The organism is Actinokineospora terrae (genome assembly GCF_900111175.1).
GTDB classification, from domain to species: Bacteria; Actinomycetota; Actinomycetes; order Mycobacteriales; family Pseudonocardiaceae; genus Actinokineospora; species Actinokineospora terrae.
Genome location: NZ_FOGI01000007.1, coordinates 300,388 through 316,445 on the forward strand (window position 1 = coordinate 300,388; position 16,058 = coordinate 316,445).

10 protein-coding genes are annotated in these 16,058 nt (G+C 70.3%); 3 read left to right on the top strand and 7 right to left on the bottom strand.

All coding sequences use genetic code 11. The features are described from left to right. Nucleotides 1-13 precede the first annotated feature (13 nt). From BMY07_RS17840 to BMY07_RS17855, 4 genes are all read right to left on the bottom strand, one after another. Nucleotides 14-1,807 (bottom strand): AMP-dependent synthetase/ligase, encoded by a 1,794-nt coding sequence (locus tag BMY07_RS17840; protein ID WP_092779634.1) that lies wholly within the window; start codon nucleotides 1,805-1,807, stop codon nucleotides 14-16. Nucleotides 1,808-2,017: 210 nt separating this feature from the next. After that, the gene (locus BMY07_RS17845; RefSeq protein WP_092780041.1) at nucleotides 2,018-2,788 is read right to left on the bottom strand and encodes a S1 family peptidase; all 771 of its coding nucleotides are present in this window, start codon (nucleotides 2,786-2,788) and stop codon (nucleotides 2,018-2,020) included. 283 nt (nucleotides 2,789-3,071) lie between these two features. After that, nucleotides 3,072-4,736 carry a M14 family metallopeptidase gene (locus BMY07_RS17850; RefSeq protein ID WP_092779636.1) on the bottom strand — a complete coding sequence of 555 codons (1,665 nt, stop codon included), beginning with the start codon at nucleotides 4,734-4,736 and terminating at the stop codon, nucleotides 3,072-3,074. A gap of 550 nt (nucleotides 4,737-5,286) precedes the next feature. Further along, a complete protein-coding gene (locus BMY07_RS17855; protein ID WP_245782459.1) occupies nucleotides 5,287-8,196 on the bottom strand; it encodes an ATP-binding protein in 2,910 nt (969 codons plus the stop codon). Nucleotides 8,197-8,470: 274 nt separating this feature from the next. On the opposite strand from BMY07_RS17855, the gene BMY07_RS17865 reads away from it, so the two are divergent. Then, a complete protein-coding gene (locus tag BMY07_RS17865) occupies nucleotides 8,471-10,063 on the top strand; it encodes a S8 family peptidase (protein WP_092779642.1) in 1,593 nt (530 codons plus the stop codon). A gap of 160 nt (nucleotides 10,064-10,223) precedes the next feature. Further along, a complete protein-coding gene (locus BMY07_RS17870) occupies nucleotides 10,224-11,807 on the top strand; it encodes a S8 family serine peptidase (RefSeq protein ID WP_092779644.1) in 1,584 nt (527 codons plus the stop codon). A 235-nt stretch (nucleotides 11,808-12,042) separates the two neighbouring features. Here the strand turns inward: BMY07_RS17870 and BMY07_RS17875 are convergent, their stop codons facing one another. Both BMY07_RS17875 and BMY07_RS17880 read right to left on the bottom strand, forming a co-directional pair. Next, the gene (locus BMY07_RS17875; RefSeq protein WP_092779646.1) at nucleotides 12,043-12,960 is read right to left on the bottom strand and encodes a helix-turn-helix domain-containing protein; all 918 of its coding nucleotides are present in this window, start codon (nucleotides 12,958-12,960) and stop codon (nucleotides 12,043-12,045) included. A gap of 75 nt (nucleotides 12,961-13,035) precedes the next feature. Continuing rightward, nucleotides 13,036-14,916, bottom strand: coding sequence for a trypsin-like serine protease (locus tag BMY07_RS17880; RefSeq protein WP_245782460.1), 1,881 nt, complete (start codon nucleotides 14,914-14,916; stop codon nucleotides 13,036-13,038). 198 nt (nucleotides 14,917-15,114) lie between these two features. Between BMY07_RS17880 and BMY07_RS17885 the strand changes: the two genes are divergently transcribed. Further along, nucleotides 15,115-15,489 carry a very short patch repair endonuclease gene (locus BMY07_RS17885; RefSeq protein ID WP_092779650.1) on the top strand — a complete coding sequence of 125 codons (375 nt, stop codon included), beginning with the start codon at nucleotides 15,115-15,117 and terminating at the stop codon, nucleotides 15,487-15,489. 15 nt (nucleotides 15,490-15,504) lie between these two features. Here BMY07_RS17885 and BMY07_RS17890 read toward each other — a convergent pair whose 3' ends face one another. After that, nucleotides 15,505-16,050, bottom strand: coding sequence for a PadR family transcriptional regulator (locus tag BMY07_RS17890; RefSeq protein WP_092779652.1), 546 nt, complete (start codon nucleotides 16,048-16,050; stop codon nucleotides 15,505-15,507). Between the last annotated feature and the right edge of the window lie 8 nt (nucleotides 16,051-16,058).

The following is a 16,058-nucleotide window of genomic DNA, read 5'->3' on the forward strand; positions in this document are numbered from 1 at the left end:
ATGTGAACGGACCTCACGAGTACAGCTTGTCCACCTCGGCCCCGAAGTCGCGCATGATGACCCGGCGCTTGAGCTTGAGCGACGGGGTGAGGTGCCCGGTCTCCGGGGTGAACTCGGTGGCCAGCACGGTGAACTTGCGCACCGACTCCGCCGTCGACACCGCCGCGTTGCCCTCGTCGACCGCCTTCTGGATCTCGGCGAGCAGGTCCGGGTCGTCCACCAGGTCGGCGACCGTGGCCCCGGCGGGCTTGCCCGCGGTGGACTTCCAGTAGGTGAAGTACTCCGGGTCGACGGTGATCAGCGCGGCGATGTACTTCTGCCCGTCGCCGACCACCATGGCCTGCCCGACCAGCGGGTGCGCCGAGATCCGGTCCTCGATGACGGCCGGGGCGACGTTCTTGCCGCCGCTGGTCACCAGGATCTCCTTCTTCCGCCCGGTGATCCTCAGGAACCCGTCGGCGTCGAGCTCACCGAGGTCGCCGGTGTGGAACCAGCCGTCGCCGTCGATCACCTCGGCGGTCGAGGTCTCGTTGTTCCAGTACCTGCGGAACACCTGCTCGCCCTTGAGCAGGATCTCGCCGTCCTCGTCGATGCGCACCGTGGTGCCCGGCAGCGGTCGGCCGACCGTGCCCGGCCGCAGGTGCTGCGGGGTGTTGACCGCGGACGCCGCCGTGGTCTCGGTCAGCCCGTAGCCCTCCAGCACGACCAGGCCGACGCCGCGGAAGAAGTGCGTGAGCCGGGCGCCGAGCGCGGCGCCGCCGGAGATGGCGTACTTCGTGCTGCCGCCCATCGCGGTGCGCAGCTTGCCGTAGACCAGCTTGTCGAACACCAGGTGCTTGAGCTTGAGGCCGATGCCCGCCTTGCCGTCCGCCTCGCTGTAGGCGATCGCGGTGGCCGCGGCGGCGTCGAAGATCTTGCCCTTGCCCGCGGTGTGCGCCTTCTGCCGCGCTCCGTTGTAGACCTTCTCGAACACGTACGGCACCGACAGGATGAACGTCGGCTGGAAGGACGCCAGGTCGGACATGACCTGCTTGACGTCCGCGCTGTGGCCCATGGTGCAGCGCGCGTAGACGCAGCCCACCTCGACCATGCGGCCGAACACGTGCGCGATCGGCAGGAACAGCAGCGTCTTGGCCGCCTGGTCCTGGCCGCGGCCGTGGAACAGCTCGGCGAGCACCTCGGCGCCGTAGCCGCACTCGGCGAAGAAGTTGTCGTGGGTCAGCACGCAGCCCTTGGGCTGGCCGGTGGTGCCCGAGGTGTAGATGATCGTGGCCACGTCGTCGGCGGACACCGCGGCGCGCCTGGTGTGGATCTCGGCGGCGTCGACCTCGGCGCCTGCGGCGGTGATCTCGTCGAGGTTGTCGACCCGCCACACCTGGCGCAGGTCGGGCAGCAGTTCGCGGACGCTGTTGAGCCTGCCCAGGTGCTCGTCGGTCTCCACGACGACCGCGACCGACCCGGAGTCCGACAGGATCCACTGGATCTGCTCGGCCGACGAGGTCACGTAGATCGGCACCGGCACCGCGCCCGCGGCCCAGATCGCGAAGTCGAGCAGGGTCCACTCGTAGCGGGTGGCGGCCAGGATCGCGACCCGGTCGCCCGGGGCGATGCCGGAGCCGATCAGGCCCTTGGCGACCTCGGTGACCTCGTCGGCGAACTGGGTGGCGGTCACGTCCTGCCAACCCGCGCCCGCCTTGCGCCGGAAGGCGATGTCGGCGGGGCCCACCTCGGCGTTGTCGTACACCAGGTCGGCGAGTCCGCCCGCAACCTCACGCTTGGCGACTGGGGGTACGGCGAACTCGCGCATAGCTCTCCTCCGGCGCACGTCAGGCAGCGCGGCGAAGGTGACTCCTGCCGTCTACCTAGCGGTAACTTGGCCCGTATCTTGCCGCCAACCTCCTGCGGGAAGCCAGAGGGGCGGCGGAACTGATATCTGGCAATTGTGACAAATAAGTCCGCCCCGGGTGCACGGCGCACCCGGGGCGGACGGAGTAATCCTGCGGCTACTGCTCGGTCGTCAGGCGCCCAGCTCCCGCGCCTTGGCCGCGATCGCCGAGGACAGGGCGCTCACCTGCGCGTACACGCCGGGGTAGTTCGGGCGGGCGCAGCCGCGGCCGTAGGACACGATGCCGACCTGGACCCAGTTGTTCGCGTTGTCGCGGCGGAACATCGGGCCGCCCGAGTCGCCCTGGCAGGTGTCGGTGCCGCCCTGGGTGTAGCCGGCGCAGATCTCGACGTTGGCCTTCAGGCTCGGGTACGGGGTCTTGCAGCTGGTGTCCGAGACGAACGGGACCTGGGCCTTGAGCAGGTAGCGCTGCTGCGCGCCGCCCTCGGACGCCGCGCCCCAGCCCGCGATGGTGAAGGTGCCCGAGTCGTAGGCGGTGGACGTGGCGATCGGGAGCTTCGCCGCGCCGGTGATCGGGCTGGAGAGCTGGATCAGCGCCCAGTCGCCGCCCGCGGAGGTCGAGTAGCCCGGGTTGCGGTAGACGTACTTCGACGTGCGGGTGACCCGCGACGAGCTCTGCAGGTCGACCGCGCCGTAGGTGGCGGTGATGCTGGTGTTGTTGCCGGTGCCGTTGACGCAGTGCGCCGCGGTCAGCACGAGGTTGTCGGCGTACATCGCGCCACCGCAGCCCATCGACAGCCGGACCATCCAGGGGAACTCGCCCTGGGCGGCGCGGGTGCCGCCGACGACGGCGGGACCGTACTCGCCGGTGGGGCCGGGCTGGGCCGCCGAGGCCGGGACCGCGATGGCCGCGGCCGCGACCGTCCCGGCGATGACCGCCATGACCTTGCGCAGGGTGCTGAGCTTGCTCACGAAGTGTCCTCTCGTGTCCACACGGCACCGGGTTGTGCCGTTGCAGGGCGTGGAATCAACTCGCGACCGCCCACTGGATTCCACAGTGGACGGACGAACGGGGTGGTGCGGGTTCGGTGGGTAGCCGCACGGGCACTGTCCGTAGTGGAGTGCGGACAGGGCTTTGCGCCTCTCGGCGGGCGAAGGCGGCCGTGGTGCCCCGGGCCGGGCGTGGCGCTCGGCCCGGGGCAGTGGTCCAGCAGGGGTGGACCGACTAGAAGGTCAGCTTCCAGCTGTTGATGTAGCCGGTGTCGGTCCGGTAGGTGTCCTGCACCTTGAGCTTCCAGGTGCCGTTGGCCACCTCCGTCGAGGCGTTCACCGTGTACGTCGCGATCACGTTGTCCGCCGAGTCGCTGGTGGACGAGTTCTTCAGCCGGTAGGCGGAACCGTCCGGCGCGACCAGGTCGATGACGAGGTCACCGCGGTAGGTGTGCACGATGTTGACGTCGACCTTGAGCGTCGCCGGGGCGTTGCCGGTCACGCCGGAGACCACGATGTCGCTGGTCACGGCCGCGCCCGCGTCCGGGATGGTGACGTCGGCGGTGTTCTCGAAGACCTTGCCGCCCGGGTCCGGCGGCGTGGTGCCGCAGGTCCCGCCGATGGAGCGCTTCGGGCAGTCCGCGTAGTCGAGCAGCAGGAGCACGGCTTCCTTGTTGCGCGCGGTCTCGCGGGCGATGACCTCGTCGGGCGGGTAGAAGCCGCCACCGGCGGTGCCCGTCGGGTACATCTCGAAGGTGTAGCCGTAGATCTTGTGCACGCCCCACAGGTAGTCGTCGATCGACCCGTCGGTGATGTACAGGTCCGAGGACTGCTCGGGGGTGTAGTTGTTCTTGGTCGCCATCGCCTTGCCGATGGTGGAGAACACCCGCTGGTCCTCGCTCGTCAGACCGGGGGCGGTGTCGTCGTAGGTCCAGCCGTAGGGCCAGAGCACCAGCTCGGAGTAGGTGTGGAAGTCGATGCCCACGGTGATCTGCTGCTTGCCGCCGACGATCCGGCTGCCGACGAAGTTCTGCAGCGCCTTGACCTCGGGCGAGCTGGCCGCGGACGGGCCGCGGTAGGTCTCACTGCTGGTGGTACCCGAGGAACCGTTGCAGCAGCCCCACTTGAAGTCCCAGTTGCGGTTGAGGTCGGTGCCGACGTTGGACGACCCGGAGTTGGGCTGCCGGTTCTTGCGCCAGCTCTTGTAGGAGCCGGTGCTGATGTCGAACTCGCCGCCGTCGGGGTTGACGTCCGGGATGATCCAGATCTCGCGGCTGTCCACCAGGCCCTTGATCTTGGCGTCGGTGGTGTAGCCGTCGGTCAGCAGGTTGATCAGGTACACCGCCATCTCGACGGTCAGGTGCTCGCGCGCGTGCTGGTGCGCGGTGAACAGCACCTCGGGCTCGTCCTCGTCGGTCGCGGCGTTGTCCGAGATCTTGATCGCGAAGATGTCGCGGTTCTCGTAGGTCTTGCCGACGACCTGCTTGGTGATGATGCCCGGGTGGTCGGTGACCGCCTTGGTGATGACTGCGGTCATCTCGGCGTAGTTGTGGTAGTTCGAGTCGGCGCTGGGGAAGTCGGCCGGAGCCGCCGCGCCCCGCTCCGCCGCGAGCGCGGCGGTGTCCTGGGCGTCCACCCGGTAGCCGAGCTTGCGGATCTTGGCGACCTCGTCCGGGGTCGCGGTGATCAGCAGCCTGCTGTCCTCGACGCCGTTGACGGCGGCGCCGGTCTTGGCGATGGAGCTGCGCTCCTGGTGGGTCTTCACCCCGACCACGGCGTACTCGGCCGAGGTCCTGGTCTCGGCGGTGTCCGGCTTGGCCGAGGCCCCCGGGTTCGTTGACAAGATCACGGCAAGGGCGGCGATCGCCCCTACCGCTACGGACAGGCGTTTGCGCTTCACGCGTAGGCCCTCCTACAGGGAGTGCCCGGGGGCACTGGAGGTGGGTAATCGGGTCGACCGCCACGCGCGCCGGACGAACCCGAAGGTGCCCTCACGACCGGCGCGCATGGCTGTGCAGTTGGATGGTGGCCCGCCCGCTTCGCACGCCACAAGGCTGCGGAGGTGGTTTCCCGTTACCGGATATTTCCCAGTCGATTACCCCCGCGGCCGGAATAGATACGTATCCCTACCTACCGGTGCCTCGATTGTTCGTGGGCCGCCGCACCGGCACGCTTCACAGCAAGCACGGCGGGCCTACCGGCCCCCGGGCCAACCTCGGGAAGTCGGGGGAGCGGCGCCCACGCCCTCGTCACTCCCCCGCCCGAGGTCCCCCGGCCACGTGGTCACTTCGAGCCACGCACCCCGGGACCCGCGGCGACCAGCCAGGCGCTCGGCACCGCCTGGCGTGGTGTGGTGACGTCCTTGATGCAGGGGGCCGCTCACCGGTCGTCGGGTTCCGACGAGAGAGACCGTCCACCCCCGGACGGTCTTTCTCGTGTTCAGGCCCCTGCTAGCTCAAATCCTCGGCTTGCAGCTCGGCCCGCGAGGACACGCCCAGCTTCCGCAGGACCCGCGCCGCGTGCTGCTCGACCGTGCGCGGCGAGAGGAACAGGACGTCGGCGATCTCGCGGTTCGTGTGGCCCGCCGCCAGCAGCCGGGCGACTTCCTGCTCGCGCGGTGACAGCTCGTTGCCGTACCCCCGGCGCCCGCGCCGCGACGGCTTGCCGCCGCCCATGCCGCGCAGCAGGTGTCGGCACCGGGCCGCGTCCCTGGTGGCGCCCAACGAGTCGAACGTGTCGATCAGGGTCGACAGGATCTCGGTGGCCTTGTCGTTGTCGCTGGGCAGCAGGCAGATCGCCTCCCGCTCGGCGACCAGCGCGGCGAAGTACGGGGCGGGCAGCCGCTCGTAGCGGTCCACCGCCTCGCGGTAGTGCGACACCGCCACGTCGAGCTGCCCGCGCGCCTCGGCGAGCCGGCCCCGGCACTGGGCGAGCGCGGCCACCGACATCGGCGCGTCCCTGCCCTCGATGCCCGCGGCGACGTCCTCGATCAGGTTCTCCGCGTCCATCTCCCGGCCCGCGGCCAGGAAGGTGGCCACCGCGACCGGTCCCAGCTCGGTCGCCCACGCCCACACGCCCTTGGTGCGCAGGATCGACACGCCGCGGTCGACGTCCACGCAGGCGCGGGTGACCTCGTCCTGCGAGAGCATCGTGGTGGCCAGCGCCGCGCAGCCCGCGATGGCCACCGGCGCGATCGACTCCTCCGGCACGAACGCGCCGGTCTCGGTCAGGTAGCTGGTCGCCTCGGCCCACTCGCCGCGGGCCATCGCCAGCGACCCCAGCACCAGGCACAGCTCGCTGGCCACCGGGAACAGGTCCCGGTACTCGTCGAGCAGCCTGCCAGCCCGCTCGGCCAGCCCGTCCCAGTCGCCGGTCAGCCAGTCCAACCTGGCCTTGGTCGCCCGCGCGGTGCTCACCACGAACGGCGCCCCGCACTCGGCGGCGTACCGCAGGCCGCTGCGCAGCAGGTCGTTGGCCAGCCGGAAGTGCCCGGTCGAGGTGCACGCGTCGGCCAGGTTGCAGTGCGCGCGGGCCAGCTGCCGCTGCTCGCCGGGGGTGGACACGGTGTCGGGCAGCCGGTCCAGGTTGGCCAGCACGGACGGGTCCCCGGTGTGCAGCTTGGAGCCCATCTCGTTGGCCATCAGCGAGATCCGCAGCTCGTTGTCGTCGGTGGCCTCGCGGTAGCGGTCGGTGCGGGCCAGCCACGGCTCGAACTCGCGCAGCGGGGTCATCCCCATGAACGGCTGGCCGAGCACCGCGGCGCCCTTGGCGGCCAGGTCCGGCCGCTCGGTGAGGTCCGCGATGGCCATCTCGATCTCCGAGCGGGCCTCCTCGACCCCACCGGCCTGCCGGACCAGCAGCAGCCCGCGGTAGAGCCGCACCTCGCCGCGCGCCGGGGTGGACAGCCGCCGGTCCGACAGCAGCCGCTCCAGCGCCTCGGTCGGGTCGTGCTGGTCGAGGCCCAGGTGCGCGACCTGGCCCAGCTTGATCGCCAGTCGGTCCACATCGGCCGCGGGCACCGTCGGCTCCACCAGCAGCCGCTGCAGCAGGGCCGTCGCGGTCCCGGCGTCGCCGATCTCGGCGGCCCGGTCGGCAGCGGCCTCGCCGTAGTGCAGCCACGCCGCGGTGCGACCGGCGCGCTCGCTGTGCTCGGCCAGCTGCACCAGCGGCCGCGGCTCGACCTGGTCGAGCGCCTCGATGGCCCGGTTGTGCAGCTGCTGGCGGTCCGGGCCGCTGAGCGTGTCGTAGACGGCCTGCTGGGCCAGCGCGTGCCGGAACCCGTAGCGGCCGGAGTCGACCTCGTGCAGCACGTGCCCGGTCAACGCGTGCGTCAGCGCTGCCCGCACCCGGCTCTCACCGATCGCGGCGACCTCACCGAGCAACTCGGCGGGGGCGGGCACACCGAGCACCGCGGCCGCCTGCGCGAGCCGGGTGGCCGTCGTCGGGAGCGCTGCCAACCGCTCCGCCATGGCGTCGCGCAGCAGCACCGGGACGTCCACGTTGTCCAGCAGCCTGCGCGCCGTGGCGCCGTCGGCGTGGACCGCGCCCGCCGGGTTGCGCAGCGCGCGCAGCGTCTCCTCGACCACGAACGGGATGCCCGCGGTGCGCTCGTGCAGCTTCGTGGCGAACTCCGCGGACACGGCTTCCTCGTCCAGGATCGCCGAGGTCAGCGCCCGCACCTCGTCCACGTCGAGCGGGCCGAGTTCGAGCAGCACGCTGGTGATCCCGCTCGGCGGCCGGTACGCCGACCCCAGCGGCACCCCGCCTGGCACGTCCTCGCGCCGGTAGGTGACCACAATGGACAGGTTGGCAGGCGGGTCGCCCATCAGGAACCGCAGCAGCTGCCGGGAACCGTCGTCGGCCCAGTGCAGGTCCTCCACCACCAGCAGGACCGGGCCGAGCACGCTGAGCAGCTCGCGCATCGCGCGGAAGAGCCGGTGCCGCTCGGTGCGCGGGTCGCCGGTCGAGGCAGGCGCCTCCGGCAGGTACTCGGCGAGTTCCGGCAGCAGCGGCCCGATCACGCCTGCGACCGGGCTCAGCCTGGGGTGGTTGCGGGCCAGCCGGTCCGACGCGTCGCGCAGCGCCTCCAGCACGGCGCCGTACGGGAACGGTTCACCCACGGGTTGGCAGTAGCCCATGAGGACGGCCATGGGACCCAGTTCGGAGTCGAGGAGTTCGCGCACCAGCCGCGATTTCCCGACACCGGCCTCGCCCTCGATCATGATGACCGCGGGCTGCCTCGGCACGGCGGCCAGCAGTGCGCCGAGCTGGTCACCCCGGCCGACCAGCACCGGCGAGCTGGTCCGCATCAACCCGCTCGCGTCCTGGCGCCGCACGCTCGGCCTCGGTGTCCGGCTCATCCACACCCTCCCGACCGACGTGTCCGCTACCGCACCCGCTGGGGTTTTGGCGAGCCTAGGCGGCCTGCTCGTGATCTGAAACTCCATGATGTCACGGACTGAGAAGTTGATCTTAGGTGAAAGACGGGTATCCCTACGTACCGATATCCGGATTGTTCGTCCTGCCGCGCCCCTCGATGGTGATCCGCAAGTGGCTGTCAGTTACCAACCCTGCCCGACGGCCACACCCCCGGGTGGACCCTGCCACCCGGAGGAGCGGAATGGAGAAGCCCAGATGCGACTAGATCGCAAGACCCGCCGGGTTGTCGTGGCCGGGGTGGCCGCCGGTGCCACCGCCGTCGCGGTCCTGGCCGCGGTCACCAGCCCGGCTGCCGCCCAGCAGGCCACCGGTTCGATCCTGAGCGCCGCGCAGCCCATCGCGGGCAGCTACATCGTGGTGTTCAAGGACGGCGCCACCGACGCGCAGACCACCAACGGCAAGGCGCTGGACCTGGCCCGCAAGCACGGCGGCAAGGTCAGCAACACCTACGTCGCGTCGCTGCGCGGGTTCGCGGTCAAGCTCGACGAGGCCGCGGCCAAGCGCCTCGCGGCCGACCCCTCGGTCGCCTACGTCCAGCAGGACGGCGTCGCCAGGATGTCGGACACCCAGACCAACCCGACCTGGGGCCTGGACCGCATCGACCAGGCGAACCTGCCGCTCGACCAGAAGTACACCTACGCCAACACGGCCTCCAACGTGACCGCGTACATCCTGGACACCGGCATCTACAAGGCGCACACCGAGTTCGAGGGCCGGGCGACCGACGGCTACGACTTCATCGACAACGACTCCGACGCCTCGGACTGCCAGGGCCACGGCACGCACGTGGCGGGCACCGTCGGCTCGAAGACCTACGGCGTGGCCAAGAAGGTCAACCTGGTCGCGGTCCGCGTGCTCGACTGCTCCGGCAACGGCGCGTACTCGGTGATCATCAAGGGCATCGACTGGGTGGCGCAGAACGCCAAGAAGCCCGCGGTGGCCAACATGAGCCTCGGCGGCGGCGCGGACACCTCGGTGGACAACGCGATCAAGCGCGGCATCTCCGCAGGCGTCACCTTCGCCCTCGCGGCGGGCAACAACGCGGGCGACGCCTGCAACACCAGCCCGGCGCGCGTCCCCGAGGCGATCACCGTCGGCGCCAGCGACAACGCCGACAAGCGCTCCATCTGGACCGCGGGCTCGCTGGAGTCCAACTACGGCACCTGCCTGGACATCTTCGCGCCCGGCTCGGCGATCCTGTCCACCAAGAACGGTGGCAGCACCGCCACGATGAACGGCACCTCGATGGCCACCCCGCACGTGGCCGGTGCCGCCGCGCTCTACCTGTCGGCCAACCCGTCGGCCACCCCGCAGCAGGTCCGCGACGCGCTGGTGAACAACGCCACCTCCGGCAAGATCACCGACCTCAAGGGCTCGCCCAACAAGCTGCTCAACGTCAGCTTCATCGGCGGCGGCAACCCCGACCCCGAGCCGGGCACCTGCGACGCGGTGACCAACGGCGCCGACGTGTCCATCCCGGACACCAGCACCGCGGTGAACTCCCCGGTGACCGTCTCCAACTGCACCGGCAAGGCCTCGACCGGCACCAAGGTCAAGGTCGACATCAACCACACCTACACCGGTGACCTGGTCGTCGACCTGATCGGCCCGTCCGGCGCGACCTACAACCTGAAGAAGGCCCGTGGCGCCAGCTCCGCGTCCGGCATCCACGAGACCTTCACCGTCGACGCCTCCGCGGAGAACCGCAACGGCACCTGGAAGCTCCAGGTGACCGACGTGATGACCTACGACGTCGGCACCATCGACACCTGGACGCTGACCTTCTAGGGCGATCCAGTGGCCGCCGGTCCCCGGCGGCAGCGCGAGACCCCGGGCACCCGGCGCGCGGTGCGGACTCCACGCGCCGGGTGCCCGGTCCATGAAGGGCGAACACCCTGTTCGGCCGTGCTCGCACGGCTGTCGACCATCGTGGAAGGACCTCCTCATCATGCAACGATCCACTCGCGGGCGAGTCGTGCTCGCGGCGTTCGGTGCCGCGGCAGTCGCCGCCGCCCTGGTGGCCGTGGCCACCCCGGCGACCGCTGCCGAAGCCGACTTCGTGCGGGCCAAGGTGCCCGCGGCGGGCAACAGCTTCATCGTCTCGCTCAAGCCGACCGCCGCCGCGTCCGCCGCCAGCATCCAGGCCGCTTCCAGCGCCCTGGTCCAGAAGTACGGCGGCAACCTGGACTACGTGTTCTCGAAGTCCATGCAGGGCTTCCAGGTCAAGGGCCTGACCGACACCAAGGCGCGGCAGCTCGCCGCCGACCCCGCGGTCAAGAAGGTCTACCAGGACGGCACCGCCAAGGCGCTCGACGTCCAGGACAACCCCACCTGGGGCCTCGACCGCGTCGACCAGGCGAACCTGCCGCTGGACAAGAAGTACAACTACCCCAGCGGCGGCGCGTCGAACGTGACCGTCTACGTCACCGACACCGGCATCAAGACCGGCCTTGCCGAGTTCGAGGGCCGCGCCTCCGTCGGCGCCGACTTCATCGAGGACGGCCAGAACGGCCAGGACTGCTCCGGGCACGGCACGCACGTCTCGGGCACCATCGGCTCCAAGACCTACGGCGTGGCCAAGAAGGTCAAGCTGGTCTCGGTCCGCATGCTCGGCACCAGCTGCACCGGCAACGGCCCGGACTCCGCCGGTGTCAAGGCCATCGAGTGGATCACCGCGAACGCGCAGAAGCCCGCGGTGGTCAACGCCTCGTGGACCTTCGACACCGCCGACCTCGGCAACGACGCCCTCGCGGGCATGGTCAACTCCGGCGTGCAGATGGCGGTCGCCTCGGGCAACAGCTCGACCGACGCCTGCTCCACCGGCCCGGCGAAGGTCGCGGCGCTGATCACCGTCAACGCCACGTCCTCCAACGACGCGCGCGCCTCGTTCTCCAACTACGGCACGTGCACCGACATCTTCGCCCCCGGTGACAACATCACGTCGTTGTCGCTGACCGGTAGCGCCACCAACATGTCCGGCACCTCGATGGCCACCCCGCACGTCGCGGGCGTCGCGGCGCTGTACCTGTCGGCCAACCCGTCGGCCAGCCCGCAGGCGCTGCGCGACGCGCTGGTGAACAACGCCACCAGCGGCAAGGTCACCAACCCGGGCTCCGGCTCGCCCAACAAGCTGCTCTACAGCGGCTTCATCACCGGCGGCCCCGGCCCGGACCCGGACCCCACCTGCGGTCCCGGTACCAACGGCGACGACGTCACCATCCCCGACGGCGGCTCCGCGGTGTCCTCCTCGGTCACCATCGCCAACTGCACCGGCAAGGCCCCGACCACCACCTCGGTCAAGGTCGACATCAACCACACCTACACCGGTGACCTGAACGTCCAGCTCATCGGCCCGTCCGGCCAGGCCTACAGCCTCCAGCGCGCAGGCGGCGCCAGCTCGGCCACCGGCATCCACCAGACCTTCACGGTGGACGCCTCGGCGGAGAACCGCAACGGCACCTGGAAGCTCCAGGTCACCGACATCTACACCTACGACACCGGCAACATCGACACCTGGACCCTCACGGTCTAAGGCTGTTGTAGCTCCAGCGGGACCCCGGAGGCCGTTACGGCTCCGGGGTTCTTGCTTGTGGTGGCGGTACCCCGGACACGGCGAAGCAGCGGGGTTCCGGTGAACTCCCGCTGTGCCTGTGCCTTGCTCTGAAGGGCCTGCGCCCTGCTATGTGGGGAAAACGGGCAACGGCCGCCCCTCGCCTCCCAGCTGACGACCGTCGTGGATGGTCAGTCAGTTCGAGGGGCCGCCGCTGTTACCAGGTCCACCTGATGCCGTGAATGGCCGACTCCGAGCCCTGCACCGCCGTGTGGACTCCGCCGTAGGAGCCCGGTTCCAGCGTCTCCCGGTGCACCTCCGGGTCCTCCGCCGACTCCTGCGCGTACGCGTAACACGACGTGGGCAGCGTTGACGGGTGGAAGTTCACCTCCGCCAAGTAGTCCCGGAACGCCCGGCGTGAGCCTCGGGAGAACCGGCTAGAGCGGGCCTGGCCGAACCAACGCACCTCGTACTCGAACACCGCCGTCTGCCCAGCCGCGAGCGACCGGTCGAACAGCACCTCTGCCACCGTGAACCTGCTAGCCGTAACGGGTCGCACGCGCCCGACAGCGCAACCGGACCCAGTCAGCACAGCAGGCAGTGCTCGGTCTGTCTCCTCAGCGCGGTGCAAGACGACCATCGAGCGGAGTTGGTCCACCTCGGACCGGATCAGCATCCGGACCCTCGTGCGGACGTCCCGGCCGTTGTGGTCGAGGAAGTGCTGGTCGTGCACGCTCAGGTAGGTCAACTCGCCCGGCGCGGGCTCCGAGAGCTCGGAGAGCACCGGGGCGAGGCCGTTCGTGCTGTCCCACAACGACTCGTGCGGCCGCACGAGGCCGCCCCGGGCAACCCACCGCCCGCGGGGCTTGCGCGGCCCCAGGAGGGCAACCAGGTACCCGTGCGGCAGCTTCAGCACCTCCTCGATGACCTCGACCGCCCGCAGGGACTCCGGGCGCTCGGGGCGGGTGCGGCCGCGGCGCCAGTAGCTGAGGGTGGAGAGGCTGACCCGGATGCCCTCGCCCGCCAGCTTGCGCTGCAGGTGCTCCAGGCTCAGCCCGCTGCGCTCGATGGCGCCCGAGAGCACCGTCGGGAAGGTCTCCAGCGGTACGGGATCGCTGACGCGGAATGGCTGCATTGGTTCCCTCCTCGAGAAAACGGCAAGGACGGCAGGCCCCCGGTGGGGGCCTGCCGTCCCTGGCCAGTCAGGTGATCAGCTGGGGATCCTTGCGGTGCCCGCGTTGAACGCACCGAAACGGGTGACGGTCAGCGTGAACGTGGTCTTGCCGGTCTTCCCGTCGGCCGAGGTGGCCGTGATGGTGATCGGGTAGGTGCCGACCGGGGTCTGGAAGTTGGTGAAGAACCAGACGTTGCTGGTGCCGTTCTGGGCGATGGTCGCCGGGTTGAACGTGACCTGGGTGCCGGTCGGGGCGCCGGTCGCGGTCAGCCGCAGGCTGCCGGTCCCGCCGCTGGCCTTGACCGAGGTCTGCACGAGCTGGCCCTGCCAGCCGCTGCCCGAGGACGGGGTCGCGGTGACGGTGACGTCGCCGGCCGGCGGCTCGGTGGTGCCCTCCACGGTCAGCGAGACCGAGGTGGTGGCCGTCTTGCCGTTGGCGTCGGTGCCGGTGACGGTGATGTTCGAGGTGCCTGCCACCGCGGTGGACGACACGTCGAGGGTCAGCTTGGACGAACCACCAGCGGTGACCGAGGTCGGCTGGAAGACGGCCTTCACACCGGTCGGGACACCGGAGGCGGTCAGGTTGATGGTCTGGCCGCGGCTGCCACCGGCGGAGCTGATGGTGGTGGAGATGTACTTGCCCTTGGCCGCCTTCACGCTGCTCGGCGAGGCCGAGAGGGTGAAGTCACCGGCAGGCGGCTCGCCGCCACCGGTCACGGTCAGCGAGTACTTGCCGGAGGCCGTCTTACCGCTAGAGGTGCTGGCGGTGATGGTGACCTCGTAGGTGCCGTTCGGCGCCGAGGCGCTCGCGTCGAAGGTCAGCTTCGCCGAGCCGCCGGTGGTGACGGAGGTCGGCTGGAAGACAGCCTGGACGCCGCTGGGCAGGCCGGAGGCCGACAGCGTCGCGTTCTCGGCACCGCCGGAGCCCGCGGTGGTGTTGACGGTGGCCGACAGGTACTTGCCCGCGGCGACGGAGCCGCTGCTGGGGGTGACGCTGACGCCGAAGTCACCGGTCGGCGGGTCGACGGTGCCGACCTCCGACTTGACCCAGTCGCCCATCTCGTTGTCGAGGCGGCCGTAGACGCTGTACCACTTGAAGTCCGACCGGCTCCACGACGCGACACCGTAGATCTTGTTGTTGACGATCAGCGGGCCACCGCTGTCGCCGGGCAGGATCGTGATGCGGCCGTCGGAGTAGCCCGCGCAGATCATGTACGCGGACTTGAAGCCTGCGCCGACGCCCTGGCAGACCGAGTCGCCGTTGACGATCGGCAGGCTCGCCTTGTCCAGGGTGACGTCGGCGGAGTTGTCGTTGAAGTCCTTCTTGCCGTAGCCGAAGCCCTGGGCGGTCTTGCCGGGAGCGGCACCGCCGGAGTCGGCCGAGGTGGCGAACGCCGGGAACGCCGCACCACCCTTGAGCGCGATGTCCTTGTCCACGGTCACGACGGCGACGTCGTAGCCCTGGTCGAAGTTGACGTACTTCGGGTGCTTCTTGTAGCTGACGGCCTTGACGGCGAACCCGGTACCGGAGCCGCCCTTGTAGTCCTTGAGGTCGTCGAGGCCGTAGACGAACGACTTGTCGCCCGCGGCGTCAGCGCAGTGCGCGGCGATCAGGATCTTGCGCGGGGCGACGACGGTTCCGGTGCAGGTCTGGCCCTCGGGACGGGTGCCTCCTGCGCGGATGCCCGCGATGATGCCCGGGAACTCGCTCACGGTGGCGTCCGTGCCGCCGACGAACGACGGGGTGGCATCGCCGAGGTTGGCGGGGACGGTGTCACCCAAGTAGTTCGCCGCGGGGGCGTTCGCCGGGGCACCGGCGGTCGACTGCGCCGCATTCGCGATGCTGGCGCCGACCGGCACCAACACCGTGGCCGCGGCCAGAGCCATCAGACCCCAGGACCGTGGTGTTCGTTTCACGATGGTTCCTTTCCGGATCAGGAACGCTCGCCTCTAGGCAGGGACGGCGGCGGTTCGCTGCAGGTCACTTTCGAGTGACGCCCGGTGAGGAACAATCAGGGTCGGTATCCGTAGGGGTACGGAACTTTATCCGGACCTGCGAAAACACGTGCTGGAGATGGGGGTCGGGTGGACTCGACGGACGCCACGAGGCTGCGTATGAGCAGGCAGCGGGCCCGCGACACCGGGATCGAGGTCGCGCTGCGCAAGGCCCTGCACGTCCTCGGCCTGCGCTACCGGGTGCACCAGCGGCCGGTACGCACGGTGCGCAGGGAGGCCGATGTCGTCTTCAGCCGGGCCAGGGTCGCGGTGTTCGTCGACGGCTGCTTCTGGCACGGCTGCGCCGAGCACGCGACGTGGCCCAAGCGCAACGCGGCGTTCTGGCGCGACAAGATCGAGACCAACCAGCGCCGCGACCGCGACACCGACGCCAGGCTCACCGAGGCGGGGTGGCTGGCGCTGCGGGTCTGGGAGCACGAGGACCCAGTAGCCGCCGCCGAGCGGGTCCGGGCCGAGGTGCTGGCGCGTAGGTAGCCGGCGTGTGTGTGGTTACGCCGGGGAGTCGCGGCGCAAGGCAGTGCGGACCTCGTCGTACCAGGCGACCAGGCCGCGCTCGGTGGTGATGCTGCCGCGCAGGGTGAGGTACTCGTGCAGGCGGTGGCCGGTCAGCGCGTCGCGGTCCGGGAAGTCGTGCCGCTCGACCACCTCGTACCCGGCCAGCCGCTCGGCGTGGTGCGCGCGGTGCCGCTCGACCTCGGCCAGCACCGCGGCCTGGTCGCCGAAGCAGGCACCGCGGATCTTCACCGCCAGGTCGTCGCGTACCTGCACCGGCTGGGTGGGCTCGGCCAGCCACCTCTTCAACTCGGCCTGGCCGGGCGCGGTGACCGTGTAGACCTTCTTGTCCGGCCTGCCGGTCTGCTCGACGTGCTCCACCGCCACCCAGCCGCCGTCGGCCATCCGGTTGAGGACCCGGTAGATCTGCTGGTGGGTGGCCTGCCAGAAGTCACCGCCGGACCGGTCGAACCTGCGGGCCAGCTCGTAGCCGGTCCCCGTGTGCTCGCTCAGCGCGACCAGGATCGCGTGCTCCAACGCCATGTACTCGA